Genomic DNA, 25,976 nt, shown 5'->3' on the forward strand with positions numbered 1-25,976 from the left:
GCCGGCCGGATAAAACTTAGTTCAAGGCGGCCTTGTAGGTCTGCAGGCAGCGTTCCCGCGCCGCTTTGTGGTCTACCATTTTATCGGGGTACTCCTCCGTTCCGTATTCTGGTATCCACTTCCGGATATAGGCCTTTTCCCTGTCGAATTTGTCCACCTGGGTCATGGGATTGAAAATCCTGAAATAGGGCGCTGCATCCACCCCGCTTCCCGCAGCCCATTGCCAGTTGCCCACATTGCTTGCCAGCTCATAATCCAGCAACTTTTCTGCGAAATAGGCTTCGCCCCACCGCCAGTCGATCAGCAGGTGCTTGCACAGGAAACTGGCCACCAGCATACGGACCCTGTTGTGCATATAGCCGCTGCTGTTGAGCTGGCGCATCCCCGCATCCACCAGGGCATAGCCGGTCTCCCCTTTTTTCCATTTTTCGAATTCCGCCTCGTCATTGCGCCACTCGATCCGGTCGTATTCCTTCCGGAAGGCCTGGTCTACCGTATGCGGAAAATGCCAGAGGATCTGCATAAAGAATTCCCTCCAGATGAGTTCGTTCCAGAAGGTTTCATTTTCGGAGTTCAGGGCTCTGCTCAAAGCCGTCCGGATTGATACCGTCCCGAAGCGCAGGTGGGGCCCGAGGCGGGAGGTGCCTTCACGGGCCGGGAAGTTGCGGGTATCCTCGTAGGCGTCTATTAGTTTTTCACCCAATTCGTAGCCGGGGACCTCGATGGAGGACCTCTCAAACCCAAGGTCGCCTAAATCCAGATTGGGTAGGCGGGAGTGTTCAATGAGCCGGGAGAGCCGGGAACCGGAGTCGAAAACCGTCAGCCCTACCTCCTTGAAGGCTTCTTTCCACTTCCGCATGTACGGGGTATATACCACATACGGGTCGCCATCATCCTTCACCACCTCGTCTTTTTCAAAAATAACCTGGTCCTTGAAGGTATGGAAGGCGACGCCTGCTTCTTTGAGCAGCTCCCGGATTTGCTCATCGCGTTTCCGGGCGTAGGGTTCGTAGTCATGGTTGGTATAGACCGCGCGGACCTCCCAGGACGCAAGGAGATTCCTGAAGACCTCAACCGGCTTTCCTTGGTAAATTGCAAGCGAACTGCCGTACTGCTCCTGCATTCGGGAGCGCATTTCCTGCAGCCGGTCGTGGAGGAAGGTTACCCGGGCGTCATCCCGGGGCAGGTCCTCCAGTATTTCTGTATCAAATATAAATACAGGCAGCACCGGCAGGTCCCCGGACAAGGCCTCGAACAGGCCCCTGTTGTCCTCCAGCCGTAGATCGCGCCGGAACCAGAATACATGGACGGCTTTACTCATATCAACTCAGGTTCAGGGTGGAAAGCCCGCCATCAACACCCAGGACCTGTCCGGTCATCCAACTGCTGTCATCCGAAAGGAGGAACGCGGCCATCCGGGCAATATCCCCCGGTTTTCCGACCCGCTTCAATGGGTGTCGCTCCGCCATTTTCTCCTGCTTCTTCTCATTGTTCAGCAGGCGGGAAGCCATGGGCGTGTCTACCAGGGAAGGTGCAATTACGTTGACGCGGAGCTGGGGGGCATACTCGGCGGCCAGCGCACGGGCGAAGCCTTCAATGGCGCCTTTGGACGCGGCCACGCTGCTGTGGAAGGGCATGCCGCTGCCAACGGCCACAGTACTGAAAAATACCAGGCTGGCAGTTTCGGTAAAACGGGGCATGACCACTTTGAGTACCCGTACAAGGCCCGTAAAATTGAGGTTTAGGTCTTCTTCAAACGCATTAACGCTCAGCATTTTAAAGGGTTTTAGGTTGATGCTTCCCGGGCAATAGACCAGGCCGTCAAGGGATTCGGGGAGCCCGTCCAGTTTCTCGAAATCCCCGGTGACATCCAGTTCAATATGGGAAACTCCGAGGTCTTCCAGCGGCCCTGGCTGCCGGGATGCCGTATACAGGTTGTGGGTATCCTTCAGCAACCGGACCAGTTCGAGCCCGATCCCGGAAGAACCGCCAATGATCAATATATTCTTTTTCATAACTATAGGGTTTTAAAGGAGAGGACGGCAGGTTTTCCGGGTAATTGGCCAAAGCGACGCTCCAGCTCGGCAACCCGGTAGCGGAAGATGTTACTTAACTGCTTTTTAACCAACAAGCCGTGTGCCAGGTGGCCCAGCCAGCCCAGGGGAAGCTTGTAGTCGATTACATCCACCATCCGGACACCTCCGTCCGCAGGTTCAATAAAGTGTTTGTGGTGCCAGAAGGCATAGGGTCCGAAGCGCTGCTCATCCACAAAATACTGCCCCTGGGCAACATGGGTGATTTCTGTGACCCACCGGGTGCGGAAGCCGCGAAAGGGGGAGACACTGTAGTGGATAATCTGTCCCGGGAACATGGACCGGTCGGCCCCGGCCAGTATGCGGAAACCCATATGCTGCGGGGTGATCCGTTCCAAATTGGCAGGGTTGGACAGGAAGTCCCAGGCCTCCCCCACTGGGAGTGCCAGGAACTGCTCCGCCTGCAGTTGATAGCTCTTCATAAGCACGTTTATCCAAAGATACGACCATATTGTTTAAACAAAATATTTGATAGTTAAACATAATCTAAAATTTATTAGAAATGGGGTATTGATCGATTTCCTGTTAAGCCTGTCTGTATTTTTGCGGCCACTTCCCCGGATTTTGTACCTTTTCATGGATGAAAACGCGATTTGGTTTCCCGGTTTCTGTACTGCTCTTCGTTTGGGCGGCCTCCCTGCAGGCGCAGAGCGACCTGGCACTATTGGGCAATCTTCCGGATGCCGTCAGGGAAACCTCGGGATTGCTGGTTGATGGCCCATACCTGGTTACCCACAACGATTCCGGGAACGACCCGGTGCTGTATTACCTGGATACGGTCAACCTGGAAATCCAGCGGGAAGTCCGGGTCGAAGGGGCTGTGAACAAGGACTGGGAGGACCTGGCGGCAGATGCCGACTTCGTGTATATCGGGGATTTTGGCAATACCCGCGGCAACCGGACGGACCTTGTGATCTATCGGATTGCCAGGGGGGACCTGGCTGCCGGTGATGTGGTGACGGCGGAACCTATCTTCTTTTCCTATGAGGACCAGGCAGACTTCAGCGGGACAACGAACAGCGACTGGGATGCTGAGGCGATGGTGGTCCGGGGGGATTCCCTTTTCATTTTCACCAAACAATGGCAGTCCAACGGCACGGTCGCGTACCGGATACCCACCACCCCCGGTACGCACAGTGCGCTTCGGGTGGCAGCTTTCGATGCCGGGGGCCTGGTAACGGGTGCCACAAGTGGCCCGGACGGCGGGATTTTCCTGCTCGGGTATACGGCTGTGCTGCAGCCGTTCCTGGTAACAGTGCCACAGGCTACGGGCTCCTTTGAATTCCCTGCAGCTACCCAGCGGCAATTGCTCAATATCGGGTTTGGCCAGGCGGAGGGAATTACAGCGGATGGGACCGGCCGGTTCTTTATCAGCACGGAGGCCTTTGCCAATGCGCTTGCCAGCCTGCCCGCCGCAGTTTACACCTTCCGCATGGACCCCGCAGAACCCGAAACGCCCGGCGAGCCGCCCGGGGAAGGCGGGGGTGACCCGGAACCCGAGCCCCCCGGAAGGCCCGGAGGCCTTGTGATCTACCGCCCAGAAGGCTCCACGTCCCTGTATTATGAATTCGACAATCCGGGACCTGTACTCGCCCGTGCAGTCTACGATACGGCCGGGAGGCGGGTCCTCTTCCAGAATGCACCGGAAATTGAGCCGGGTCGCCTGGAAATCGGCAGCCTGAAGACTTCTGTCTACTATCTGACTTTATACTTCCGGGGTACGGTGGTCAGCGAACCCTTTATCCGCTACTGACCTCGTAAACCCAGCAGTGTGACTGCTCCATGCAGGATACGGGGGCACCCTCTTCGATTTTAGTTTTTTTTAACATTTACAGGCTTCGCGAATCCCTAGTTTTGACCAAACCGTTAAAGCAAAAATCAATATGAAGAAATCCATCCTTTTATTTGTTGCGCTGGGCATAGGTGCCTTGGGCTTTTCGCAGATCCAGACTCCCGCCCCCAGCCCGGGATCTGAATTGCACCAAACCGTTGGCCTGACCGAAGTGGTCGTGAATTATTCCCGCCCCTCCATGAAGGGACGCGCGATATTCGGCGGCCTGGTTCCCTTCGATGCCATCTGGCGGACCGGTGCGAACATGAATACCACCGTTTCCTTTTCGGACGACGTAAAAGTGGGAGGAAATACCCTGGAGGCCGGAGCCTACGCCCTCTATACCAAGCCAGGCCCACAGCAGTGGGAAGTCTACTTTTATACGGACACCAACAACGGCGGCCTGCCGCAGCAGTGGGACGAATCCAAGGTGGCGGCTATCGTTACCGTCCCTGCCATGAAGATGGAGATGCCGGTGGAGACCTTCACCATTACGGTGGATGACCTGACCAATAACGGGGCCAGCCTGGGCCTGATCTGGGAAAACACCTATGTCGGGATTCCCTTCGAAGTACCGACTACCGAAAAGGCCATGAGGAGTATCGAGGCGGTAATGGGCGGTCCGGGCGCCAATCAGTACCACAGCGCAGCGGCCTATTACCTGGAGGAAGGCCAGGACCTTTCCAAAGCGAAAATGTGGGTTGACAAGGCCACCGAGATGTCACCGGACGCGTATTGGATGTGGCGGACCAAGTCCCTGATCTACGCCAAGATGGGCGACACGAAAGGGGCAATCGCTGCCGCCAAAAAATCCCTGGAGGTTGCCCAGAAGGCGGGGAACCAGGATTATGTGCGGATGAACCAGGCCTCGCTGAAGGAATGGGGGGCGATGTAAATACTGCCGCAACCCGTCAAAAAACCGGACCTGAAAGGGCCCGGTTTTTTTATTGGGTCTAAAAGTGCGCAGTCGCAATCGCCATCACAACCAGCTGCCAGCTCATCAGATCCTTACCGGCGGCTTGCCCAAGAGCCGGTCGAAACCTTCCAGCAGGATGGCCAGGAAGATCACCAGGGCACAGCCAAAGGCATTGAGCCACAGATAAGACATCCAGTCGAACTTGAAGCCGATGATCACAATGACCTGGGTGATGATCGCCGCGATGAAAACCGCATTGCCCCGGACAAACCGGATAAAGAAAGCGAGCAGGAATATCCCCAGGACGTTCCCGTAGAAAATGGAACCGATGATATTCACCAACTGGATGAGGTTGTCGAAGAGGTCTGCAAAACAAGCGATCAGGATGGCCATAACCCCCCAGAGTAGCGTAAACAGGCGGGAAACCTTCACATAGTGTTTCGGGTCGCTATGGTCGGGCCGGTTGCGCTTGTACAGGTCCAGTGCCGTAATGGTGCCCAGGGCGTTCAGTTCGGATGCCGTCGATGACATGGCTGCCGACAGGATCACGGCAAGCAACAAGCCTATAAGCCCCCGGGGCAGGTAATTCAGGATAAAGTGGATAAAGACGTAGTCTTTGTCGTTGGTCTCCACCGAAGGATTGGCCTGGGCAATGAGTTCGCGTGCCGCTTCCCGGTTGTTCCGCTCTTTCCGGTTGATATCCAGGATCTGTTGTTTGGCGTCGATGGTGGCCGAATATTCCTTGATATCCAGGGCTGCGGAAAACGCATCCTGAGCCATTTTCTTCTCGACTTCCAGGTCCTGGTGGGCCCCCTGCAACAACCTGTAATCCTGGGCATAGGGGGATTCGAGCACCGCTTCGGTGGCTGCCGGGTTAAAATTCAGGGGGGAGGGGTTGTACTGGTAGAACACAAAGACCATCACCCCCACGAGCAGGATAAAGAACTGCATCGGGATCTTGAGGATGCCGTTAAAGATCAGCCCCAGCTGGCTCTCCCTCACGGTTTTTCCCGAAAGGTAACGCTGCACCTGGCTTTGGTCTGTCCCGAAATAGGCGAGCATGAGGAAAAGCCCCCCGGTAATCCCGCTCCAGAAGGTGTAGCGGCTGTCCGTATCGAAATCAAAATTCAGGATATTCAATTTGTCACTGGCACCGGCCACCTTCAGCGCCTTCCCGAAACTTATGTCCGTTGGCAGGTACCCGAGGATAAAGAAAAATGCCATGAACATCCCGAGCATGATGACGAACATCTGTTGTTTCTGGGTGACGTTGACTGCCTTGGTGCCCCCGGAAACCGTATAGATGATAACCAGGATCCCGATAATGATATTCAGGGTATTGAGGTTCCACCCCAATACGGCAGACAGGATAATGGAAGGGGCAAAGATCGTGATCCCTGCGGCCAGGCCCCGCTGCAGCAGGAAGAGCATGGCCGCGAGCGTACGGGTTTTCAGGTCGAAGCGCTTTTCCAGGAATTCGTAGGCAGTATATACCTTGAGGTGGTGGTAGATGGGCACGAATACCAGGCAGATGATGATCATGGCCAGGGGCAGTCCGAAATAGAACTGGACAAAACCCATGCCGTCGTGGAAGGCCTGGCCGGGGGTGGAGAGGAAGGTGATGGCGCTGGCCTGTGTGGCCATGACCGACAGGCCCACTGTCAGCCATTTGGCTTTTTTGCCTCCCCGGACGTAATCGTCCACATCCTTGCTTCCCCGGGTGCGCCACACACCAAAGGCCACGATAAACAACAATGTTCCCGACAGGATGATCCAGTCTAAGGTTCCCATCCCCATATCAGGCGTTTGAGATCATGATATAATAGAAAACCAGTACGTAAATGATATTGAGCAGGATCACCACGGTATAGGCCCGCTTCCATACCATTTTTTCCTTCATTTCATCCTTTAACTGCACTGTCGGTCTTTATTTGGGCTTTCCCGATGGAAAGCATGTTTGCAAATAATTTGAAAGCCCCGGGGACACCAGCAGGTAATTCCCGGAAGAAACTGAGGCCGGTATAGATATAGTAGCCCTCCCCGTATGGTGCCACCAGCAGACTTCCTTCCCGGGCCGGCTCCCCTGGGTCGTTCATGGATAGGAGGGGGGTAAAGGCGGAATCCCAGGAGTCCGGGAAATACAGGCCCCTTTCCTGTACCCACCCCTCAAAATCTGCCTGCCCGATCGGGTTCGGGTAGTTGAGCAATGGGTGGTCTGGCGCCAGGAATTCTACCTCGGCATGTTCGTCGGAAACCCGATCCCTGGAGAGTTGCAGGGGATAAGGCGCCCAGGGGGTGAAATCCTGGTTGCCGCGGCCGGATGTATTGTATTGTACGATCAGGGTGCCCCCGGCTTTGGTGTACTTTAACAGCGCATCGTTTTTTATGGGGAGTTCATCCAGGACGTTGTAGGCGCGGATCCCAACCACCACGGCATCATAGCCGGACAGGCCGCCCTCCGTAAGGTCATCCAGGTCGATCTGGTGCACGGTATATCCGATGGCCTCCAGGTTCTCGGGCACGGCGTCCCCTGCTCCCATGAGGTAGCCGATGTGCTGCCCCGCCTTTTCGACCTGCAACCGGACCACCCTCAGGCGGGCCTGCATCAGTACGGTTTGGGTGGGGATGTGGTCGTAGGCAATGGTAATCATTTCCCTGTCATAGGATTTTCCACCGGTGGTTACCACGGGGTGCACATATCCCTCGCTGGCCCCGGCTGGGGGGATGACGGTGAATTCGAAGAGTCCCTCATCTCCTGCACCGCTCAGTTCATAGGGCTGTGAGGCGGGTTGGGTCACCCAGCCCTCCGGAACACTTAGCCGCACCGAACCGGAAGCCGAATCCGTATGGGACTTTACGCGGACCTGTACGGTTTGCCCTTTCAAATCGGGGAAGAGGCGGACCGTTTCGCTAAAGGATGCCGTCACGGGAGGCACGATATCAAAACTGCGGTAGCGCTCGCCTTTATCAGGCTCTGCATACCGATGGATGACAGGGCGTTCCAGGCTTAGGGGCGTCCCGGCGATTTCCAGCGCCAAGTCAACCGTAAATGCCGGCGGCGTGCGGGGCATGCCAATAAATTTGGGGTCCGGTATGCTATAAGCCCCCAGCGTTCCTTCTTCCCGCAACCAGTAGGGGGAGGTTCCGGGATGGTCCTCCGGGATCTGTAATTCCAGGCCTAGAACGACTTTCTGGTTGGCTTCCAAGGCAAACGCGCTGTCCCTTGAAGACCCCTGGGCCAGTTTGACAGAGCGGACGGTTACCGGTACGCCGGACCGGTTGAGCAATTCCAGGTCAACAATCTCCGAACTGCCCGGCACGGCAAACGCATCCCGGGAAGAAGCTTCGAGATACAGGCCTGCAACCCCGGCGATCAGCTCCTTCAGGGCTTCGGCTTTGACCTCCTTCCAGTACGAATCCTCTGCATTCTGGAGCAATTGATAGGCTTTCAGCAAATCGGGCAGGTGGACGGACGGGTCGGCAAAGTTGAACCGGGCCTCTACCCCCTCCAGTATTTCCCCGATGGGTCCGCCGCCCGGCATGCGTTTCCAGCTGGTGTCAATCCCCTCAAAGAGGTTAGTGCCCGTTATTTCGCGCCCGTTGATCAATTCCAGGAATTCTTCCTCGCTGCCGCGGCTGGAAGGCCTCCCGAATCCCTGGCAAAGGTGCTGGCTGCTGGCCAAAGAGGCGATCTCGTTATTGGACAGCCCCCGCTCGGGATAATAGACGCCCACATCTAGGGAAGTGAGTTTTTCGTGTTCCATTTCCTGCAGGAAACGTTCCCGGCTGCCGTAGAACCACCAGGAAGTATTGTGAAATAGGCGGGCGGGTTGCCAGGGGTCCAACCCGTTCAGCTGTTCGGGGTAGGCGTTGGGGTCCCCGGCCAGTTCAAAGGCTTCTGTACTCAGGATGGCGGAAGAAGTATGGTGACCGTGGGTACTTCCCGGTGTCCGGTGGTCGAATCGGTTGACGATGACATCCGGCCTGAATTGACGGATGATGCGCACCACGTCTGAAAGGATGAGGTCCTTGTCCCAGATTTCCAGGGTTTCATCAGGATGTTTGGAAAAGCCGAAATCCACTGCGCGCGTAAAAAATTGGCGCCCGCCGTCAATCCCCCTGGCGTTGAGCAGTTCCTGGGTCCTGAGCACCCCGAGGAGTTCCCGCAATTCGGGGCCGATGAGGTTCTGGCCGCCGTCGCCGCGGGTCATGGACAGGTATGCCGTACGCGCGTGGACTTCGTTGGAGAGGTAGGAGATCAGCCGGGTGTTTTCATCGTCCGGGTGTGCGGCAATATAGAGTGCTGTCCCAAGGAAGTTCAGGTCTTGCAGGTCGTTGTAAAGTCTAACGGAACTCGGGGGCTGGGGGGCCTGGGCCCATGCCAGCAAGGGCAGCAGGCAAATCGCCACAAAGGACCGCCTCAGAATGTTAAGCATGCTTTGGAAAGTTTGTCAGATCTCAAATATAGGAAGATAAGCTCCGATCTCCCCTAATTTAGAACTTCTTTAACAACTGCCGTTTACTGCCTTACTTCCGATGGTTACAGGGCCTCGCTGCCATCCCCGTCGCCGGGGTCATCGGGCATCAGGGAAACAGCCTTCTGCAGGAACAGGTTGTTGGGGTAGGTGAGCAGTTCCCCGGTGCCGAGTCGGAGGTGCACGTGGAAGGCCCGGATATCCTCGATGACGACCTCCCGGATTTCATCCAGTTCCTTGTCGTGGATCCGGATGCGGTCGCCAATCTTGTAGGGAAATGTGAAAAAGAGGATGACCCCCGCCGTTATGTTGCTCAGGATGGACCAGCTCGCAAACAGGGCCACCCCAATAACTGCAAAAACGGAGGAGAAGATCAGGCCGAGTTCCCGGAAGTTTACCCCCCAGATAAAGACCATCGCAAAAATAAACAGCAGGGAATGGCCAATGATGACGTATTTGATGATCAGCCGCGTACGCGCCCGGTCCATCTCACTGATGCGCCCTACTTTCCGGATGGCCTTGATGGAGAGGAAACGGCTGATGGACAGGGCCAGCAGACAGATTGCCGTCCATAAAATCTCGGTCCGGTAACTCAGGAGTAGTTCTTCCATATATCAGAGTCCAAGGCTGTCCCTAAGGTGCAAATCGCTATTCGAATTCTGTTGCCAGTACGGGGTTTTCAGGGTCTTCTTCAACCGGGCCGTAGTGGTCAGTACCTGCGCGGCATCCCCGAATCCACTCGGGTAGGAATCGGTCCACCCCTGGATCGTATACGGAAAACTTCCCTGGAAATGGATTTGCAGGGTCCGGTTGAGCTCCGGGTAGGTAATGGTATAGGTGCGCACCTCGCCGGGCTCGCTCAGGGTAAGCGTGGCGGAATAGGCACGGAATGGCTGATGCCGCAACCGGAGGAATTCCGTGGAGGGGATCAATTCCTGTGTACCCAGTGGAAGGGCTTCCGGCGCAATACGCAACCGGGTCCAGAGTTCATCTTCCAGATAGGTCTTGGGCAGGTTGAGCTGCTGTTCCCCCTCGCTTTCGAAGTAGCTGTGGGCCGTTATTTCAAAATCCCCCCGGTTGTTTAACTGGGCAAATATATGGCCGCACCACTCCTGGACGGAGGTGCTGATTTTCAGGGCGTGCCGGTTGTCGGCAACCGGGTAGAAAATACTGGACATGATGGAATAGGGGTAGATACCGGTCAGGAACTTCCGCGTGCGGTTGAGTTTCAGTACGGAAACCGAGCTGGAATCGGGCCGGTCTGCCTTTACCTGCTTTATTGGGTCGAACGGCTCCGTGACATACACCAGGACGGCATCCCCGTCCCGGAGTTCCCCGTACCGCGCCTGGCTGAGGCTGTAGGAACTGACTTCTGCCGTACCGGCATACCAGTATGCCTTAAAGTCTTCGCTCAGCGGTCTTGGGTCGGCAACCGGGGTGGCCGGTTGGGATTCCCGGGGCGGCTCCGCACCGGTTTGATTTTCCTTGCAGCCTGCGACCAGGAGCAGGAAGAGCAGTACGGCGACAGGACTTTGACGGGATGGGTAAAGAGGCATGGTGCTGATTTTAATGCAAAAATACGCTAAAAACCACGCCTTACCATATCGCGTAACTTCTCAAAGACCAAATTCGTGGGCAGGCCAACCACATTGGTGTAGGAACCCCGCAATTCGGCGACGCCCGCCAGGCCGATCCATTCCTGTATCCCATAAGCCCCTGCTTTGTCCATCGGGTTTCCACGGTCCAGGTACTCCCGGATCATCGCTGGGTCCAGGCGCGCAAAGCGGACCCCGGTAGCGGCGTGGAAAACATCCTGGAAAGTATGCGTACTCAGGCAGACGGAGGTATACACCTCATGCCAGCGGCCGGACAGCCTGCCGAGCATTTCCGCTGCCTCCTCCCGGTCGCCTGGTTTTTCCAGGACCTCGTCGCCCAGGCAAACGATGGTGTCGGCCGTAAGGAGCACGGCTTTTTCCGGGAGCGCTGGTAAAAGAACTTTTGCTTTAAGTCGGGAAAGGTAATCTGTTATTTGATAAGTTTTTAGTTTATCAGAATATGTCTCGTCCGCATCCTGGGTCCGGACTTCAAATTCGAGGCCCATGGATGCCAGCAGGGAACGCCGCCTGGGGGAGGCAGAGCCCAGGATCAGTTGTTGCGGCTGGAAATCGGGTCGCCCCATCAATCGTGCTTTGCATTGAAGGTGTGCTCCCAGTCGCCCCGCACTTTCATCACCTGTTGGATGATGTCCCGGACGCAGCCGTCCCCCCCGTTGAGGTGGGAGATATAGTGGCAAATGGCTTTTATTTCCGGAACCGCATTTTGCGGACAGGCTGCCATGCCCGCCATTTCCATTGCGGGCAGGTCGGGGATATCATCGCCCATATACAGGATTTCGGAGGCCGGGATGCCGTAGTCTTCCATGTACTCCCTGAGCACGGAGGCCTTGTGCCCCACGCCGAGGTAGATGTCGGTTACCCCCAGGGCGCGCAGCCTCGATCGTACCCCTTCGTTGGCACCCCCGCTGATGACACAGATGCGGTACCCCCTGGAAAGCGCCGTCTTCACGGCAAAGCCGTCCCGCACGCTCATTTTGCGCAACAGTTCCCCGGAAGTGGTGATCAGCAGGGAGCTGTCGGTGAATACCCCGTCAACATCAAAAATGAATGTCCGGACATCCTTGAGCATTTCTTTATAATTCAGTTTCATAGGTCGATTGGATGGATTGAGTGATAACCTCATAGATCTCGGAACCCGCATGGCCTTTCAGCAGTTTCCGGTGTTTGTCCAGGGTGGCCTGGTCTCCCCGTCGGGCAGGACCTGTCTGCGCATCCCGGGCCGGAAGTTCCCCCAGTTTGGAGATCGTTTCAAGGAGCAAAGGCTGCAATACCGCCGGGTCCAGCCCCGCCTCTTTACAGGTTTGTTCTCCGAGGTACACCATGTGGTTGGTAAAATTATTGACAAATACGGCGGCCAGGTGGAGTTTCAGGCGCGCCTGGGAATCCGCTTCCCGGGACGGCATGCCCAGGCAGCCGGCGAGGTCTGCCAGCAATTTTAAATCCCTGTCGCTGCCTGCTTCGATCAGAACCGGTATTTCATTAAAATCCAGGGCCCGGCCCCGGGTAAAGGTCTGCAGCGGATAAAAGACCCCTTGTCGCGCGGAGTTGCCCAGGGTTTCCAATGGCTGGGCCCCGGAGCAGTGGACGATCAGCGCATCGCGGTTTTTGACCCCGGCTGCCACCTCCCCGATTGCACGATCCGAAACTGCCAGCAGGATGATATCCGCCTCCATTGCCGGCGCGTCCAAACCGACCCTGGGAATTGAGGACGGGAAACCATCCAGCCTTTCCGGGTGCCGGGCGCATATTTGCTGCAATGCAACTCCCTGGGCCCCGGCCAGGGCCCGGCTCAGGTGGTAGGCGAGGTTCCCGCTTCCGATAAGTACAACCCGGATCACGGTGCTAAAATACATATATATTCGGGACGTGCCCGACAGGGTTTCAACCGGAAGACATGGATGAACCTTGCGCCCCTCCGGAATTTTAAAAACCAAATGTTAATGTGCGAAATCATGGGATTTTACAAGCTAAAACCCCTATTTTTGCACAGCGCTAGCAACACCGCATTGCATGTTTAAAACCGTTAACCGGATTTTATTTTCTCCCCGCCTGATGGCCGCTTTGTTTCTGGTGATGGCTATTGCCATGGCATTCGGCACCTTTATAGAGAGCTGGTACAGCACGGAAACCGCCCGGGTCTGGATCTATAACGCCTGGTGGTTCGAGGCCATCATGGTCTTTTTCGTCATCAATTTTATCGGCAACATCCGGCGCTACGACCTGCTCCAGCTCAGCAAATGGCCCATCCTGATGCTTCACCTATCCTTTATCCTGATCATCCTGGGTGCTTTTATCACCCGATATATCAGTTACGAAGGGATGATGCCCATTCGGGAGGGGGCTACCGAGAACGTTTTCTATTCGGATAAAACCTATCTCAGCGTACTGATCGACGGGGACGTTACCGGCAGTCCGCAACGCAAATCCCTGGAAGACGACCTGATCGTCACCGAAGAGGCGCTGCAATCCAGCCTGCCCTGGTCTGCGGACTTTAACGGGATACCGGTTGCGGTGGAATATGTCGGTTTTACGAAAGGTGCCCGGATGGGTGTCGTGCCCGAGCCCGGGGGAAACTTGTTCCTCAAACTGGTGGAGGCCGGGGGCGGGACGCGCCATGACCACTTCCTGGAAGCCGGGGAGGTGGCCAGTATCCACAATGTGCTTTTTTCCCTGAACCGGGAGGTGCCCGGGGCGGTCAATTTCACGCGTACCGACAGTTCCCTGACCATCAATTCCCCATTTGCGGGCAGTTTTATGCGTATGGCGGACCAGCTGAGCGGCACGGTTGCGGCAGACAGTGTGCAGCCGCTGATGCTCCGGTCCCTGTACACCCTGGGGAGTATGCAATTCGTGATCCCGGAGCCCCCGGTGGAAGGGGAGTACCGGGTAATGCCCATCCCTGAGGACGAGCAAACGGACAACGATCCGGATGCACTGACGGTCCGCCTGACTGCCGGGGAAACTTCCCGGGAGGTTACCGTGATGGGGGGGAAGGGGCGCTTTGAGTACAGCGACCCGGTAACGATCGGCGGCCTGACCTTCAGGGCAGCCTACGGGTCCAAGGTGAGGGAATTGCCCTTCAGCATTACCCTGAACGATTTTATAGCAGAAAAATACCCGGGAACGGAACAGGGTTACGCATCCTTTATGAGCAAGATCACCGTCCGGGACAGCACAAATGGGGAGCGCCCCTTTGATTACGATATCTACATGAACCATGTGCTCGATCATAAAGGCTACCGGTTTTTCCAGGCGAGTTTCAGCCCGGACGAAAAGGGAACCGTCCTGTCCGTAAACCATGATTTCTGGGGGACCTGGATCACCTATATCGGGTATTTCCTGTTGTACATTGGGCTTATGGGGATCATGTTTTTCGGGAAGACCCGCTTCCGGGAACTGGCCCGTCGCCTGGACGAACTGAAAAAGAAAAAGGCTGCCCTGGCCGTGCTTGCACTGCTTGCGGCCGGACCAATTTCAGCCCAGGACCAGCCGGAGCCGGGTCATCAACACGGGGGCATGCCCTCCCCGGAGCAGGTGGATTCCATTATCCGCGCGACAGCCGTCCCGGAGGCACAGGCGTCCCGTTTCGGACACCTGGTAATCCAGGACGAAGGGGGCAGGATGAAGCCGGTGAACACCTTTGCTTCCGAACTGTTGCGAAAACTCAGCCTTCGCAACAATTACCAGGGCCTTACCCCGGACCAGGTGCTCCTGTCCATGATGATGCGGCCGAACCTCTGGACGGTTGCAGAATTCATGGCCCTGGACAAGAAAACGGAGAACGACAGCATCCGCCACCTAATCGGCGTCCCCGAGGACCAGCGCTATGTCCGGCTCATCGATTTTTTTGACGAGGCGGGAAAAAACAAACTGGAGCCGGTGCTGCAGGAGGCGTTTTCCACCACCAACCCGAATAAATTCCAGCAGGACTTCAAGGATGCCTATTTCCGGCTAAACTTGCTGAACCGGGCGCTGAGTGGGGAGATCCTGAAGATATTCCCCTTGGTTGACGACCCCAACAACAAATGGATTTCAGCCCTGGAGTTCCGCAGTGGGCAATTTGCGGTTCAGGATTCCCTCTATGCCAATTTTATCAGGAACTCGGTTCCCTTTTACCTGAGTTCGCTCGAAAAGGGCTCGCGCACCGGTGATTATTCCGAAGCGGATAAACTCCTGGCAGCTTTTCGCCAGAACCAGGAGAACCACGGGAGCGAAGTCCTGCCGGCGGAACGGAAGGTGGATACCGAAGTTATTTACAACCGCCTGGACATTTTCAACCGGCTCTACAAGTATTATGCGCTCTGCGGGATCCTGCTGTTTTTTGTCCTGATATTCGCCATATTCCGGGACCGCAGGATCTGGGATATATCCACCTATTTTTTCAAAGGGGTTATTTACATCCTCTTTACCTGGCATACCGCCGGCCTGATCCTGCGGTGGTATATCTCGGGACACGCCCCCTGGTCGGATGCCTATGAAAGCATCCTCTATGTTTCCTGGGCCTGCATGGGTATGGGGCTCCTGCTCGGCCGTAAAAGCAATATGACCATTGCAGCCTCGGCCTTTGTGACCTCTATGCTGCTCTGGATTGCCCACCAAAGCTGGGTAGACCCGGCCATCGGCAACCTGGTACCCGTACTGGACAGTTACTGGCTGATGATCCACGTGGCGGTAATCGTGGGTAGTTATGGCCCCCTTACCGTGGGCATGATCCTCGGGGTGGTCTGCCTGCTGCTTATCCTGCTGACTACGGAAAAGAACAAACGCCGCATGCGTCTGAATTTGCGGGAACTCACCATAATCAACGAACTGGCCCTCACCGTGGGCCTGGTCATGCTGACCATCGGGAACTTCCTGGGGGGGCAGTGGGCCAATGAAAGCTGGGGCCGTTACTGGGGCTGGGACCCCAAGGAAACCTGGGCGCTTATCTCCATCCTGGTCTATGCCTTTGTGATCCACGCGCGCCTGGTCCCCGGCCTGAAAAGCCGCTGGACGTTTAACTTCCTGAGCATCCTGGCTTTCGGCAGTATCATGATGACGTATTTCGGCGTCAACTTTTACCTGGTGGGCCTGCACAGTTACGCCAGCGGGTCGCAGGTGATCACCCCGACCTTTGTCTGGTATACCGTTGCGGGCGTCCTCATACTGGGGATTTTGAGCCGCTGGCGGTATCAGGCCATGTATGTGAACAAGACCGATACCAACCATTGATCCCGATGGGTTCCTGTTTTTTTTCAGGGATTTGAACCTGCCTTTTCATATTTTTCTTTTCTTTGCGGTATCATGAAGCTCTAGGAATTATGTGCCCTTTCACGGATATCCGGCCTCTGGCCCGGTTGCGATAAGCATCCGGAGCCTGCCTCTGCCGGTTCTCCAGATTTCCTCTAATCACATAATTTCTCATTCATGCCGTCTTCTCAATATACCCTGACCAAGCTATTCCGATATTTCCTGCAGGCAGTTCGCGGGAATCAATCCGACTTTACTTCCGGAAGCATCCGGAAGGCTATTTTCATGCTATCCGTCCCCATGATCATGGAAATGATGATGGAGTCCGTGTTTGCCGTAGTGGACATCGCTTATGTGTCCCGGGTAAGCGTCAACGCCGTTGCCACCATTGGCCTTACCGAATCGGTGATCACCCTGGTTTATGCAGTTGCCATAGGTCTAAGCATGGCTGCCACGGCTGTGGTTGCCCGCCGGGTGGGCGAAAAAGACCTGAAGGGGGCCCGCGAAGCAGCGGTTCAGGCCATCCTTCTGGGGATTGCCGTGTCCCTGCTGGTTGGAATTTCCGGATACTACTTTGCAGAGGACATCCTGGCCCTGATGGGGGCGGAGGCAGACCTGATCGCCGAAGGTTCCGGATATACCCGCTGGCTCCTCGGCGGGAACATCACCATCATGCTGCTGTTTATGATCAACGCCATCTTCCGGGGCGCCGGGGATGCCTCTATGGCCATGTGGACCCTGGTCCTGTCCAACGGGTTGAACATCCTGCTGGACCCGGTGTTTATCTTTGGCCTCGGCCCTGTACCCGAATTCGGGGTCATGGGGGCGGCCATCGCCACAAATATCGGCAGGGGATCGGCTGTGATCTTTCAGTTCCTGGTACTGATTTTCGGCTGGAGCCGGATCCGGATTACCCTCCGGAGCTGGGTGGTCAACCTGCAGGTAATGTGGAACCTCATCCGGGTTTCCCTGGGCGGGATTGCACAATTCCTGATTGGCACCTCCAGTTGGGTGTTCCTGATGCGCCTGATGAGTGAATTCGGCAGCGAGATCCTCGCAGGGTACACCATTGCCATCCGGGTGCTTATGTTTACCCTGATGCCCGCATGGGGCATGAGCAATGCGGCGGCTACCCTGGTGGGCCAGAACCTCGGGGCGGGCAAACCGGATCGGGCGGAGTCCTCTGTTTGGATAACCGGCAAGTACAATGCGGTGTTCATGCTCGCAGTTTCTGTTATCTACCTGGCATTTGCCCCGGAGATCATCGGGTTGTTCAATCAGACCGGCCCGGTGGTGGAAAGCGGGGCGCTCTGCCTTCGGATCATCACGGCGGGTTACCTCTTTTATGCCTACGGCATGGTAGTGACCCAGGCCTTCAACGGTTCGGGCGATACGCGAACCCCCACCCGGATCAACCTGGTGGCCTTCTGGGTGTTCCAGTTGCCTTTTGCCTACCTGGCTTCCAGAACGCTGCATATGGGTCCGATGGGGGTTTTCCTCGCCATCACCCTGGCGGAGGTGCTCCTTTCCGTCCTGGCGGTTATCGCCTTCAGGAAAGGGAGGTGGAAAAGCTTCCAGGTCTGAGATAAATGTTATTTTTGAATTTAATGCAGCGCCTGAATTTAATGCAACGCCCATGACAAAACGCAAAGCCGGACTCAACACCATTTGTACCCATGTCGGGGAGGTCCGCGATACCCAGTTCCGGGGGGCGGTTTCCCCCCTGTACATGAGTACCTCCTACGCCTATGAAAATGTGGATATCAAGAGATATCCGCGCTATTTCAACACGCCCAACCAGGAAGCGCTCTGCCGGAAGATTGCCGCCCTGGAGCACACCGAGGCCGGGTTGATCTTCGGCAGCGGGATGGCGGCCGTGAGCACCTCCCTGCTCGCATTTTTAAACCAGGGCGACCATGTGGTCCTGTCACAGCAATCCTACGGGGGTACGCACAGCCTGATCAAGGAGGAATTTGGCAAATACGGCATCGACTATACCTTTGTAGAGGGTACGGGGGTGGATGACTTCGAGGCGGCAATCCGGCCGGAGACCAAGGTGCTGCACCTGGAGACCCCTTCGAACCCGCTGCTCCTGGTCACCGACCTGGAAGCAGTCGCCAAACTGGCAAAGTCCCGTGGGCTTGTAACCCTTATCGACAATACCTTTGCCAGCCCGGTAAACCAGAACCCGGCCGATTTCGGTATCGATGTGATCATCCATTCGGCCACCAAATACATGGGCGGGCATTCCGATATCTGCGCGGGGGCCGTTGCGGCGTCAGCGGAACATATCAACCGGATTTTCCAGCTGGCCAAAAACCTCGGGGGCAGCCTGAGCGACCAGACTGTCTGGATGCTGGAACGCAGCCTGAAGACGCTGGGCTTGCGGGTGCGGGCCCAGAACGAAAATGCGCTGCAGCTCGCAAGGCACCTCAGGGAACACCCCGATATGGCCGCTGTGTGGTATCCCGGCCTGGAAGACCACCCGGGACATGCAATTGCCAGGGCCCAAATGCACGGGTTTGGGGGCATGATGTCCTTTGAACTGGCCGATGGCATTGCCCTGGACCATTTTGTAAATTCCCTGGAATGGGTAAAACCCTCCATGAGCCTTGCCGGTGTGGAAAGCACCCTCACCATCCCGACCCTCACCTCTCACGCTCTGCTTTCAGAGGCAGACCGGGAGCGAGCGGGCATCCGTCCAAACCTGATCCGTTTCTCTACCGGTATTGAGGAATTCGAGGACCTGCGCGCCGACCTGGACCAGGCCATTGAAAAAGCCAAAAGGCATTCTGGCGTACCCACTGAAAACTGACATGTAATGAAATTAGATTTACTGGTATTTGGAGCGCATCCGGACGATGCGGAACTCGGGGCAGGGGCCACTATTGCCAAAGCGGTGGCTGCAGGGAAGAAAGTGGGAATAATAGACCTCACCCGTGGGGAACTCGGGACCCGGGGATCGGCGGAAATCCGTGATGTGGAAGCCGGTCGGGCCGCTGAAATCCTCGGCATCAGTATCCGGGAGAATATGGGCTTTGCCGATGGCTTTTTCCAGAATGACCCCGAACACCAGCTGGCGGTGATCCGTCAGATCAGGCGTTTCCGGCCGGAGATGGTTTTGTGCAACGCCGTGGAAGACCGGCACATCGACCATGCGCGGGGGAGTTCCCTGGTCAGCGATGCCTGCTTCCTGAGCGGCCTGGTCAAAATCGATACCCGCCTGGAGGGCTACGACGAATGGCAGGAACCCTGGCGGCCCGGGCAGGTGTACCACTATATTCAATGGAAGAACCTGAAGCCGGATGTGGTGGTTGACGTGTCCGGGTTCATGGATAAGAAACTCGAGGCCATACATGCCTATTCCTCCCAGTTTTACGATCCGGATAGCGATGAACCGGAAACACCGATCAGCAGCAAGAATTTTACGGATAGCGTCTCCTACCGCGCCCGGGATCTGGGCAGGTTGGTAGGGGTGGAATTTGCAGAGGGATTTACAGCGGAACGGCAGGTGGCGGTCGCTTCCCTGGACGATCTGATCTAAACGGCTTCGCTGTATTTCTGGGCTGCCTTGGGCAGGGTAAAGTAGAAGGTACTTCCAATACGCAATGTGCTGTCTACCCAAATTTTACCATTGTTCTTCTCAACCATTTCTTTACATAAGGACAGCCCGAGGCCCGTACCTTTTTCATTGTTGGTGCCGTAGGTAGAGGTGTTGCTGGAATCCTGGAAGAGTCGGGACATGGTGACCCGGTCAATCCCCACGCCCGTGTCCCGGACGGCAATCACCCAATGCGTATCCTTGTCCTCTGCCCGGATGCTCACAATGCCGTTCTCCGGGGTGAATTTGAGCGCATTGCTGATCAGGTTGCGGATCACGATATCGATCTGGTTGGGGTCCGACCAGACCTCTGTGTTCCCCTGCAACTCGCTGACCACCCGGATGGACTTCTGATCTGCGATTTCTGCCAGCAGGTTGATATTTTCTTGGACAATGTTTTCGAGGATGGTATTCGAAGGTTTTGTTTTTGCCCCTTCCATTTGGGTATACCCCCAGGAGAGCAGGTTGTTGAGTGTAAAGAAGATGTGGTCCACATCAGATTTCAGTTTGGGGATGAACGAGAGGAATTCCTCTTTTTTCATGTCTCCCTCCGAATACATGGTCAGCAGGCTTTGCAGGGCGCCGATGGGTCCCCGCAAATCGTGCCCGATTATGGAAAACAGCTTGGTTTTGGTCTGGTTGTTTGCTTGCAGCTCGGCCTTGCGCACTTCGAGGATGTCTTTCTTGGTGGTGAGTTCTTCGGCCAGTTGCTTCTGCAGCCTTTTGGAACGGTAAACCAGGTAAATGATGATCAGGGCGATGAAGAGGGCCACCCAGCCGATCCAAACAAAGCGCTTTTGTTCCGCGAGTGCTTTTTCATTTTCCTCGATGAGTTCTTCCTTCTGTTTTTCGAATTCGTTGCGGGTTTTCAGCAGGCTGAGGCCTTGCTGGTTTTCCCTTTTGGAGATGGAATCCGACAACTTCTGGAATACCTCGTGGTATACCAGGGCCGTGGCGTAGTCTTCCTGCTTGCGGTGGATCCTGTAAAGAGTTTGTGCACAGTCCCTTTTTCCTTCCGTAAAGCGTATTTTTTCGCTGATCCGGAAGGCCTGTGTGGCATAGTCACTGGCCAGGCTGTCATTACCCTGCCCGAAATGAGCTTCGGCCATTCCGTTGAGCAGGTCGATGCGGGAGCGATCGTCCTCCAGGTTCATGTGCAGCATTTCTGCCTGGCTATACCAGTACAGGGCCCATTTGTAATTGAATTTTTTAAGATAGACCTTCCCCTTGGTTTCGTAGGCATAGGCGAGCCAGTCGAATATCCGGTTCTCCTCGAAGATATCGATGCTCTGGTTGATATTAAACATGGCGTATTCCAGGTTGCCCATATCGGCATAAACGGAGGCCAGGTTGCTCATGGTCTCCGCTTTGATGATGTCATTGCCCAGCTTGTCGTTGATCCGCTTTACCCTCTGGAAGTATTCGAGGCAGTGGTCGTAGTCCTTCTGTTCGGCATAGAGGTTGGCGATGTTTTCGTTTAAGATGGATTGCATCTCGAGTTCCCCTGTCTGCTCCGCAAGCTCCAGGGCTTCCAGGTATTTGGTCAGGGCCCCGGCAATATCCCCTTTATATACATACTCCCCCGACAGCCCGTTGAGGGCACTCAGGCGCAAGTCCCCGAAGTTGCCGGCCTCCGACAGGGCCAGCCCTTTTTCGTACAATTCAATGGCCTTTTCGCTATCCCCCTTGTCGGAGTGGTAATCGGCCAGTCTCAGGTAGGATTTCGCCTTTCCTTTCAAAAAGCCTGCCGCCTCGCTCAGGGTGAGGGAGCGTTCCGATAATTTGAGCAGGCTGTCTGCATCGTAGAAACGCATTTCACCCGCCAGGGTTAAGATTTTACTGATGTATGCGGTGTCTTTGGCCGTAAAACCCGCACTGCGCTCCATGGCGCTGATTTCACTGCGAAGTTCCTTCCTGGGGTTCTCTTCTGCACCCGCAGCATCCGCAATAGGCAGGAGGCAGCAAAACAGCAGCAGGAAGGTGGTAGGTAACAACGTTACATGTTGCATTATTTTCATCGGGCCCATTAAACGACTCTAAATGTAGAAGCATGCCCGGGCCAGGCCGAAAGAATGTTGTGAAACGCCGAAATTTGTGTGTTTTATCGGGCTTAAGGTGTAGTTCGTCGATAAACCATGGGATTTCGCCCAATAAAAAAACCCCCGGAAAGGGATTCCGAGGGCTTGTTTTGGGTGGAAGACCGGGTTCGAACCGGCGACCTCTGGAACCACAATCCAGCGCTCTAACCAGCTGAGCTACAACCACCGTCAGGCCTTTTGCGGGATACTTGGATCGCATACCGTCTCAGGCGGAGGCAAAGGTACTTCTTTTTGTGAATTGTCCCAAAGAAAAAACCTGCTTCTTCAGGGAAGCGGGATGTGGTTTAAGGTCCGGATCAGCGAGCCACTTTGTCCACGGTCAACCGGGCATTCCGGTTGGCTATTTCCCAGGCGGTATAGAAAATAAGCCGGGTACGGTTTTCCAGCAGGTCGTAATTGATCTTATCCGGTGTATCCCCCGGCCGGTGGTAATCCACGTGGGTTCCGTTGAAATAGAAGATGATGGGGATATTGTTCTTGGCAAAGTTGTAATGGTCACTGCGGTAGTAAAAACGGTTCGGGTCGTTTTCGTCGTTGTATTTGTAGTCGAGTTCGATACCTGTGTGTTTTTCATTGATTGCCTCTGACAACTGATGCAATTCGGTGCTGAGCTTGTCGGAACCGATCAGGTAGATGTAATTGCGGTCCCCGTCCCGCTTCGGGTCAATCCTCCCAATCATATCGATATTCAGGTTGGCCACGGTTTGGTTCATGGGAAATACCGGGCTGTAATCGGTATAATACTGGGATCCCAGCAGGCCCTTTTCCTCGCCGGTTACATGCAGGAATACCACAGACCGCTTGGGGCCGTAGCCTTCCTCTGCTGCCTTTTTGAAAGCTTCGGCAATCTCGAGCAGCGCCACCGTCCCGGAACCGTCGTCGTCGGCTCCGTTGTTGATCTCCCCGTCGGAGGAGACCCCGATATGGTCCAGGTGGGAGGAAATGACCAGGTACTCATCGGGATACACGGACCCCTTGATATAGGCTACTACATTTTCAGAGTCCACAGGCTCGCTCTCACTGGCGATTTCCAGGTCAATATCGGCTGGATAGACCTCTGAAACCGTGTTGGTTTCAAAACCCGGGTATATTTTTTTGGCAAGCTCCGCCGGGATAAGGACCATTTGAGGGGTCGCTTCGGGCGAAACCAGGCTCATCCGGCCGCTGTCATTACGGAGCATCCGGTCATAATACCGCTGGTAACGCGAAAAATTGGCTTCATCCACATAGAAAAACCCCCTGGCCCCCTTATTGCGGGCCACTTCCTGCCGCTTGTCCAGGCCTTCGGAAAGATTGCTCCAGCCGGATTCCCGGTCGGAGCCGCTCAGGACATAGGTGCCATCCGGATTACGGGGCTCCCCGGATTTCATGAGCAGGTATTTTCCTTTGACATCGAGGTCCCGGTAATCGGAATACCCGGCGGCATCAATACCATAACCTACGTAAACAACCTCATCGAGGTGGCCGTTACCGGGAAGGAAAGTCAGGAAATCCTCCCCATTCCGGTAGGTGTTACCCCCCATGGAAAAACTCCCCTTGGGCAAGCGGGCCAGTTCGAGGGGGACCTTCTGCAGGTATCCTGCGTCTCCAAGGGCTGGTGGGATATCCATTTCCCGGTAGGCATCGACCAGGTAGTCGACCGCCTTCTTCTGTCCTGCGGTTCCGGTTTCCCGGCCTTCGAATTCATCCGAGGCGTAGATGTACAAATGTGTTTTCAGATCATCTTCGGTGATCGTGGAAGCATATGTGCTTTCATCGGGTGCAACGGGAGCCAGTGCATTGTGTTCCGCAATGGATTTCTGGGAAGTATTGCAGGACATGGCCAGTGCCGCGCACAGCAAAACGAATTTTTGCATGTTGAGTTTGGTTAAAGCAATGATTTTCCAAAAATACGGAAAATGGACGGATTTTGATCAGGGTTTCAGCCTTCCCTGCGAACCCCGGCAGGCCTGGATTGTGCATCCAGGGACGGCCTGTTCATTCGGGTAACACTTAGCCCTCCCCATAGGCGGAGCGGATCATGGCCCGGGTCTCCTCCAGGGACTTGAAGACGTCAAAGGTCCTTCCCTGGGTTCGCTGGGCCCCCAGGGCATTGGCATACCGCGCAGCTTTCACGTAGTCGGTTGGGGATTCCAGCAGGCCAAAGCCCAGCCCCCCTGCAAAGGAATCGCCGCAACCGGTGGTGTCGACCACATCGGTGACGGGGACCGATTGCACAATCTCCTTCCGGATTTTACCGGATTCCTTAAAATACACGGCACTGCCACCGGCGTCCAGGGTCACGATCAGGGATTTTACCCCCCGTTCCAGCACGTGGGCGGCCAGGGTATCCAGATGGTCGGTGGTTATGTCGTGGAAGGGCTGCAGGTCTTCCAGGTTATATTCCTTTTCGAACCAGCAGCAGCGGGATTCCTCCAGGTTCATTTTCAGGACGTCAATATAGGGCAGCCACATGTCGCGGTCCACCCAGTAGCGGATCAGCCGGTCACCCAGGATGGTGGTGGTATTGGTGGGGCCGTGGGCGTCAAAGATGATCAGGCCCTGGCTGTTGGCCTTGATGTATTTCAGGGTTTCCAGGGGCACCTCGTAGTCCGTGATGGGGACGCAGACAAACACATCCGCATCCAGCAGACCCTCAAGGTCCTCCCCGATAATAGGGTTCATAAAGCCCGTTTGTTTCTCCAGGCGGTTGTTCTGGTCCACAAACTTCAACTGGATAATATCCCCCTGGTCGGCATCATCGGTAATATAATCCGTGGAAATGTTGGAGTAGGGGGCCAGCACTTCCAGGACGCCGGGCCGGTCCTTTTTCCGGACATGGGATACCGGATATACGGTACCCTGATCCCCCAGGAGGCGGGAGAGGCCGATGGCCGTATGCGTGGCACATCCGTATTTTTCGATGACTTCCCCCTTGTGCGTGGTGATATGGTCCCTGGGAATCGGCCCCAGTACGGCTACTTTGTGTTGTTGCATCTGCCTTGGTTTAGCTGAAAAAGGAAGATATGAAATTCCCGTCAATTCCCGTAACGGACCGTGCAAACTCCGGAAACCGGGCAAACAAAATCTTGTCCCTTGGGGCCATCTTTACAAAAAGCTTTTTTATATTTGCACCCGCTAAGACACGCAGACCAGGAGGAATGGCAGAGTGGTCGAATGCGGCGGTCTTGAAAACCGTTGAGGGTCAAACCTCCGGGGGTTCGAATCCCTCTTCCTCCGCAACAAAACGCCTCACCAATCCGGTGAGGCATTTTTTATTTCCGGAAATCCTGCGAGCTTGCTTGGCAAGGATTGGAGGAAATAAAAATGCACAGGGCGTGAGCCATGGGGCGTTTTTAATGCAGGACCCCCTCCCGGGATCACGCCGCTCAGGCGGCGTAATCCCTCTTCCTCCGTAACATCATCATCAACTAATTGATATATAATTAGTTGGGATAATTATGTGCGATTTTAGTACGGCATTGTAGTAGATTTCCATTCTACCCTATACGAACTTATTCTTATTTCAAATGATTTGCCTACCATCCATTTCAATTCTGGCTACTACCGGACACTTCAAATTGAAATAACTCTTGGCAATATAGAATACAAGCAGCCCTTTGAGCACTTTTTTGTATTTTGATTAAGGAATGAACCGCATAAAACGCATTGATTGCTCTGCCAAATCCAACACCGACATATTGCCCGTTAAAATGGGAGCCTAGGTTGCCCCGAATAGCCTCCTGGTATGATGGAACCCGCCTTTCATTCCTGCTGAAGGTCTTGCTTTTTATAATCCCTTTTTTCTCCTTCTCCCAAAACCAGAATAGCAGCTTTAAAAAAGTTTCGGTCGAAATAGATCAGGTATCCTATGACTACAATATCATATCCATCGCACAGGACCACCGGGGATATTTGTGGATGACAACTGGGAATGGCCTACTTAAATACGATGGGTATGGGTTTGAAAGATTCCGGAATATCCCGGGGGATACAACCTCGTTGAATGACAACAGGACCGAATCGCTCTTTGTGGACCATATCGGGGATATTTGGATCGGGACCGCGACTGGTCTCAGTCGCTACAACCCGGGATGTGATTGTTTTTACCAGTACCCATCGCGAGAGGATAATCCC

General features: G+C 55.3%; 19 protein-coding genes and 2 tRNA genes. 7 read left to right on the plus strand and 14 right to left on the minus strand.

The window, feature by feature from the left end; all coding sequences use genetic code 11:
• Nucleotides 1-16 precede the first annotated feature (16 nt).
• From H7F20_RS13655 to H7F20_RS13665, 3 genes are read right to left on the minus strand one after another with little or no spacing between them, the layout of a single operon-like run.
• Nucleotides 17-1,321, minus strand: a complete 1,305-nt coding sequence (locus H7F20_RS13655) for a deoxyribodipyrimidine photo-lyase (protein WP_185786724.1) — start codon at nt 1,319-1,321, stop codon at nt 17-19.
• Nucleotide 1,322: 1 nt separating this feature from the next.
• On the minus strand, nt 1,323-2,015 hold the full coding sequence (locus H7F20_RS13660; RefSeq protein ID WP_185786725.1) for an SDR family NAD(P)-dependent oxidoreductase: 693 nt from the start codon (nt 2,013-2,015) through the stop codon (nt 1,323-1,325).
• A gap of 2 nt (nt 2,016-2,017) precedes the next feature.
• A complete protein-coding gene (locus H7F20_RS13665; protein WP_185786726.1) occupies nt 2,018-2,515 on the minus strand; it encodes an SRPBCC family protein in 498 nt (165 codons plus the stop codon).
• Nucleotides 2,516-2,673: 158 nt separating this feature from the next.
• On the opposite strand from H7F20_RS13665, the gene H7F20_RS13670 reads away from it, so the two are divergent.
• Nucleotides 2,674-3,846 (plus strand): hypothetical protein, encoded by a 1,173-nt coding sequence (locus H7F20_RS13670; RefSeq protein ID WP_185786727.1) that lies wholly within the window; start codon nt 2,674-2,676, stop codon nt 3,844-3,846.
• A 130-nt stretch (nt 3,847-3,976) separates the two neighbouring features.
• A complete protein-coding gene (locus H7F20_RS13675; protein WP_185786728.1) occupies nt 3,977-4,819 on the plus strand; it encodes a DUF2911 domain-containing protein in 843 nt (280 codons plus the stop codon).
• A 105-nt stretch (nt 4,820-4,924) separates the two neighbouring features.
• On the opposite strand, the gene H7F20_RS13680 is transcribed toward H7F20_RS13675, so the two are convergent.
• From H7F20_RS13680 to H7F20_RS13710, 7 genes are all read right to left on the minus strand, one after another.
• On the minus strand, nt 4,925-6,631 hold the full coding sequence (locus H7F20_RS13680) for a sodium:solute symporter (RefSeq protein ID WP_185786729.1): 1,707 nt from the start codon (nt 6,629-6,631) through the stop codon (nt 4,925-4,927).
• Between the two features lie 110 nt (nt 6,632-6,741).
• Complete coding sequence (locus tag H7F20_RS13685) at nt 6,742-9,276, minus strand: PIG-L family deacetylase (RefSeq protein ID WP_185786730.1); 2,535 nt, start codon at nt 9,274-9,276, stop codon at nt 6,742-6,744.
• Between the two features lie 104 nt (nt 9,277-9,380).
• The gene (locus tag H7F20_RS13690; RefSeq protein ID WP_185786731.1) at nt 9,381-9,926 is read right to left on the minus strand and encodes a mechanosensitive ion channel domain-containing protein; all 546 of its coding nucleotides are present in this window, start codon (nt 9,924-9,926) and stop codon (nt 9,381-9,383) included.
• Nucleotides 9,927-9,929: 3 nt separating this feature from the next.
• Entirely contained in the window at nt 9,930-10,871 is a 942-nt protein-coding gene (locus H7F20_RS13695; RefSeq protein WP_185786732.1) for a septum formation inhibitor Maf, read from the minus strand.
• A gap of 26 nt (nt 10,872-10,897) precedes the next feature.
• On the minus strand, nt 10,898-11,494 hold the full coding sequence (locus H7F20_RS13700; RefSeq protein ID WP_185786733.1) for a nucleoside triphosphate pyrophosphatase: 597 nt from the start codon (nt 11,492-11,494) through the stop codon (nt 10,898-10,900).
• Nucleotides 11,494-12,021, minus strand: coding sequence for an HAD family hydrolase (locus tag H7F20_RS13705; RefSeq protein ID WP_185786734.1), 528 nt, complete (start codon nt 12,019-12,021; stop codon nt 11,494-11,496). Before H7F20_RS13705 ends, H7F20_RS13700 begins: the two co-directional genes overlap by 1 nt.
• Nucleotides 12,005-12,784: a Rossmann-like and DUF2520 domain-containing protein gene (locus H7F20_RS13710; protein ID WP_185786735.1), complete on the minus strand. Its 780-nt coding sequence runs from the start codon at nt 12,782-12,784 to the stop codon at nt 12,005-12,007. The genes H7F20_RS13705 and H7F20_RS13710 overlap by 17 nt, the downstream gene beginning before the upstream one ends.
• Nucleotides 12,785-12,941: 157 nt before the next feature.
• On the opposite strand from H7F20_RS13710, the gene ccsA reads away from it, so the two are divergent.
• The 4 genes from ccsA (at nt 12,942) to bshB1 (ending at nt 19,704) form a co-directional block, all read left to right on the plus strand.
• Nucleotides 12,942-16,142 (plus strand): cytochrome c biogenesis protein CcsA, encoded by a 3,201-nt coding sequence (ccsA, locus tag H7F20_RS13715; RefSeq protein ID WP_185786736.1) that lies wholly within the window; start codon nt 12,942-12,944, stop codon nt 16,140-16,142.
• Between the two features lie 195 nt (nt 16,143-16,337).
• Entirely contained in the window at nt 16,338-17,744 is a 1,407-nt protein-coding gene (locus H7F20_RS13720) for an MATE family efflux transporter (RefSeq protein WP_185786737.1), read from the plus strand.
• Nucleotides 17,745-17,796: 52 nt separating this feature from the next.
• Nucleotides 17,797-18,975 carry a PLP-dependent aspartate aminotransferase family protein gene (locus tag H7F20_RS13725; RefSeq protein ID WP_185786738.1) on the plus strand — a complete coding sequence of 393 codons (1,179 nt, stop codon included), beginning with the start codon at nt 17,797-17,799 and terminating at the stop codon, nt 18,973-18,975.
• Nucleotides 18,976-18,981: 6 nt separating this feature from the next.
• Nucleotides 18,982-19,704, plus strand: a complete 723-nt coding sequence (bshB1, locus tag H7F20_RS13730; protein WP_185786739.1) for a bacillithiol biosynthesis deacetylase BshB1 — start codon at nt 18,982-18,984, stop codon at nt 19,702-19,704.
• On the opposite strand, the gene H7F20_RS13735 is transcribed toward bshB1, so the two are convergent.
• From H7F20_RS13735 to H7F20_RS13750, 4 genes are all read right to left on the minus strand, one after another.
• Entirely contained in the window at nt 19,701-21,770 is a 2,070-nt protein-coding gene (locus H7F20_RS13735) for an ATP-binding protein (protein ID WP_255444099.1), read from the minus strand. The genes bshB1 and H7F20_RS13735 overlap by 4 nt on opposite strands.
• Before the next feature lie 181 nt (nt 21,771-21,951).
• Nucleotides 21,952-22,027, minus strand: a tRNA-His gene (locus H7F20_RS13740).
• Between the two features lie 129 nt (nt 22,028-22,156).
• The gene (locus tag H7F20_RS13745) at nt 22,157-23,716 is read right to left on the minus strand and encodes a M28 family peptidase (protein WP_185786741.1); all 1,560 of its coding nucleotides are present in this window, start codon (nt 23,714-23,716) and stop codon (nt 22,157-22,159) included.
• A 136-nt stretch (nt 23,717-23,852) separates the two neighbouring features.
• The gene (locus H7F20_RS13750; protein ID WP_185786742.1) at nt 23,853-24,836 is read right to left on the minus strand and encodes a carbohydrate kinase family protein; all 984 of its coding nucleotides are present in this window, start codon (nt 24,834-24,836) and stop codon (nt 23,853-23,855) included.
• A 158-nt stretch (nt 24,837-24,994) separates the two neighbouring features.
• Here H7F20_RS13750 and H7F20_RS13755 point away from each other — a divergent pair.
• Nucleotides 24,995-25,079 (plus strand) — tRNA-Ser (locus H7F20_RS13755).
• The last annotated feature ends 897 nt before the right edge of the window (nt 25,080-25,976 follow it).

Origin of the sequence: Robiginitalea sp. SC105, from assembly GCF_014243345.1 — a bacterium.
Taxonomy (GTDB): domain Bacteria; phylum Bacteroidota; class Bacteroidia; order Flavobacteriales; family Flavobacteriaceae; genus Robiginitalea.

What these genes read in the sequence shown, in the direction of transcription:
- H7F20_RS13655 (WP_185786724.1), bottom strand. Translation starts at nt 1,321, where the DNA reads ATGAGTAAAGCCGTCCATGTATTCTGGTTCCGGCGCGATCTACGGCTG.
- H7F20_RS13660 (WP_185786725.1), bottom strand. Translation starts at nt 2,015, where the DNA reads ATGAAAAAGAATATATTGATCATTGGCGGTTCTTCCGGGATCGGGCTC.
- H7F20_RS13665 (WP_185786726.1), bottom strand. Translation starts at nt 2,515, where the DNA reads ATGAAGAGCTATCAACTGCAGGCGGAGCAGTTCCTGGCACTCCCAGTG.
- H7F20_RS13670 (WP_185786727.1), top strand. Translation starts at nt 2,674, where the DNA reads ATGAAAACGCGATTTGGTTTCCCGGTTTCTGTACTGCTCTTCGTTTGG.
- H7F20_RS13675 (WP_185786728.1), top strand. Translation starts at nt 3,977, where the DNA reads ATGAAGAAATCCATCCTTTTATTTGTTGCGCTGGGCATAGGTGCCTTG.
- H7F20_RS13680 (WP_185786729.1), bottom strand. Translation starts at nt 6,631, where the DNA reads ATGGGAACCTTAGACTGGATCATCCTGTCGGGAACATTGTTGTTTATC.
- H7F20_RS13685 (WP_185786730.1), bottom strand. Translation starts at nt 9,276, where the DNA reads ATGCTTAACATTCTGAGGCGGTCCTTTGTGGCGATTTGCCTGCTGCCC.
- H7F20_RS13690 (WP_185786731.1), bottom strand. Translation starts at nt 9,926, where the DNA reads ATGGAAGAACTACTCCTGAGTTACCGGACCGAGATTTTATGGACGGCA.
- H7F20_RS13695 (WP_185786732.1), bottom strand. Translation starts at nt 10,871, where the DNA reads ATGCCTCTTTACCCATCCCGTCAAAGTCCTGTCGCCGTACTGCTCTTC.
- H7F20_RS13700 (WP_185786733.1), bottom strand. Translation starts at nt 11,494, where the DNA reads ATGGGGCGACCCGATTTCCAGCCGCAACAACTGATCCTGGGCTCTGCC.
- H7F20_RS13705 (WP_185786734.1), bottom strand. Translation starts at nt 12,021, where the DNA reads ATGAAACTGAATTATAAAGAAATGCTCAAGGATGTCCGGACATTCATT.
- H7F20_RS13710 (WP_185786735.1), bottom strand. Translation starts at nt 12,784, where the DNA reads ATGTATTTTAGCACCGTGATCCGGGTTGTACTTATCGGAAGCGGGAAC.
- ccsA (WP_185786736.1), top strand. Translation starts at nt 12,942, where the DNA reads ATGTTTAAAACCGTTAACCGGATTTTATTTTCTCCCCGCCTGATGGCC.
- H7F20_RS13720 (WP_185786737.1), top strand. Translation starts at nt 16,338, where the DNA reads ATGCCGTCTTCTCAATATACCCTGACCAAGCTATTCCGATATTTCCTG.
- H7F20_RS13725 (WP_185786738.1), top strand. Translation starts at nt 17,797, where the DNA reads ATGACAAAACGCAAAGCCGGACTCAACACCATTTGTACCCATGTCGGG.
- bshB1 (WP_185786739.1), top strand. Translation starts at nt 18,982, where the DNA reads ATGAAATTAGATTTACTGGTATTTGGAGCGCATCCGGACGATGCGGAA.
- H7F20_RS13735 (WP_255444099.1), bottom strand. Translation starts at nt 21,770, where the DNA reads ATGCAACATGTAACGTTGTTACCTACCACCTTCCTGCTGCTGTTTTGC.
- H7F20_RS13745 (WP_185786741.1), bottom strand. Translation starts at nt 23,716, where the DNA reads ATGCAAAAATTCGTTTTGCTGTGCGCGGCACTGGCCATGTCCTGCAAT.
- H7F20_RS13750 (WP_185786742.1), bottom strand. Translation starts at nt 24,836, where the DNA reads ATGCAACAACACAAAGTAGCCGTACTGGGGCCGATTCCCAGGGACCAT.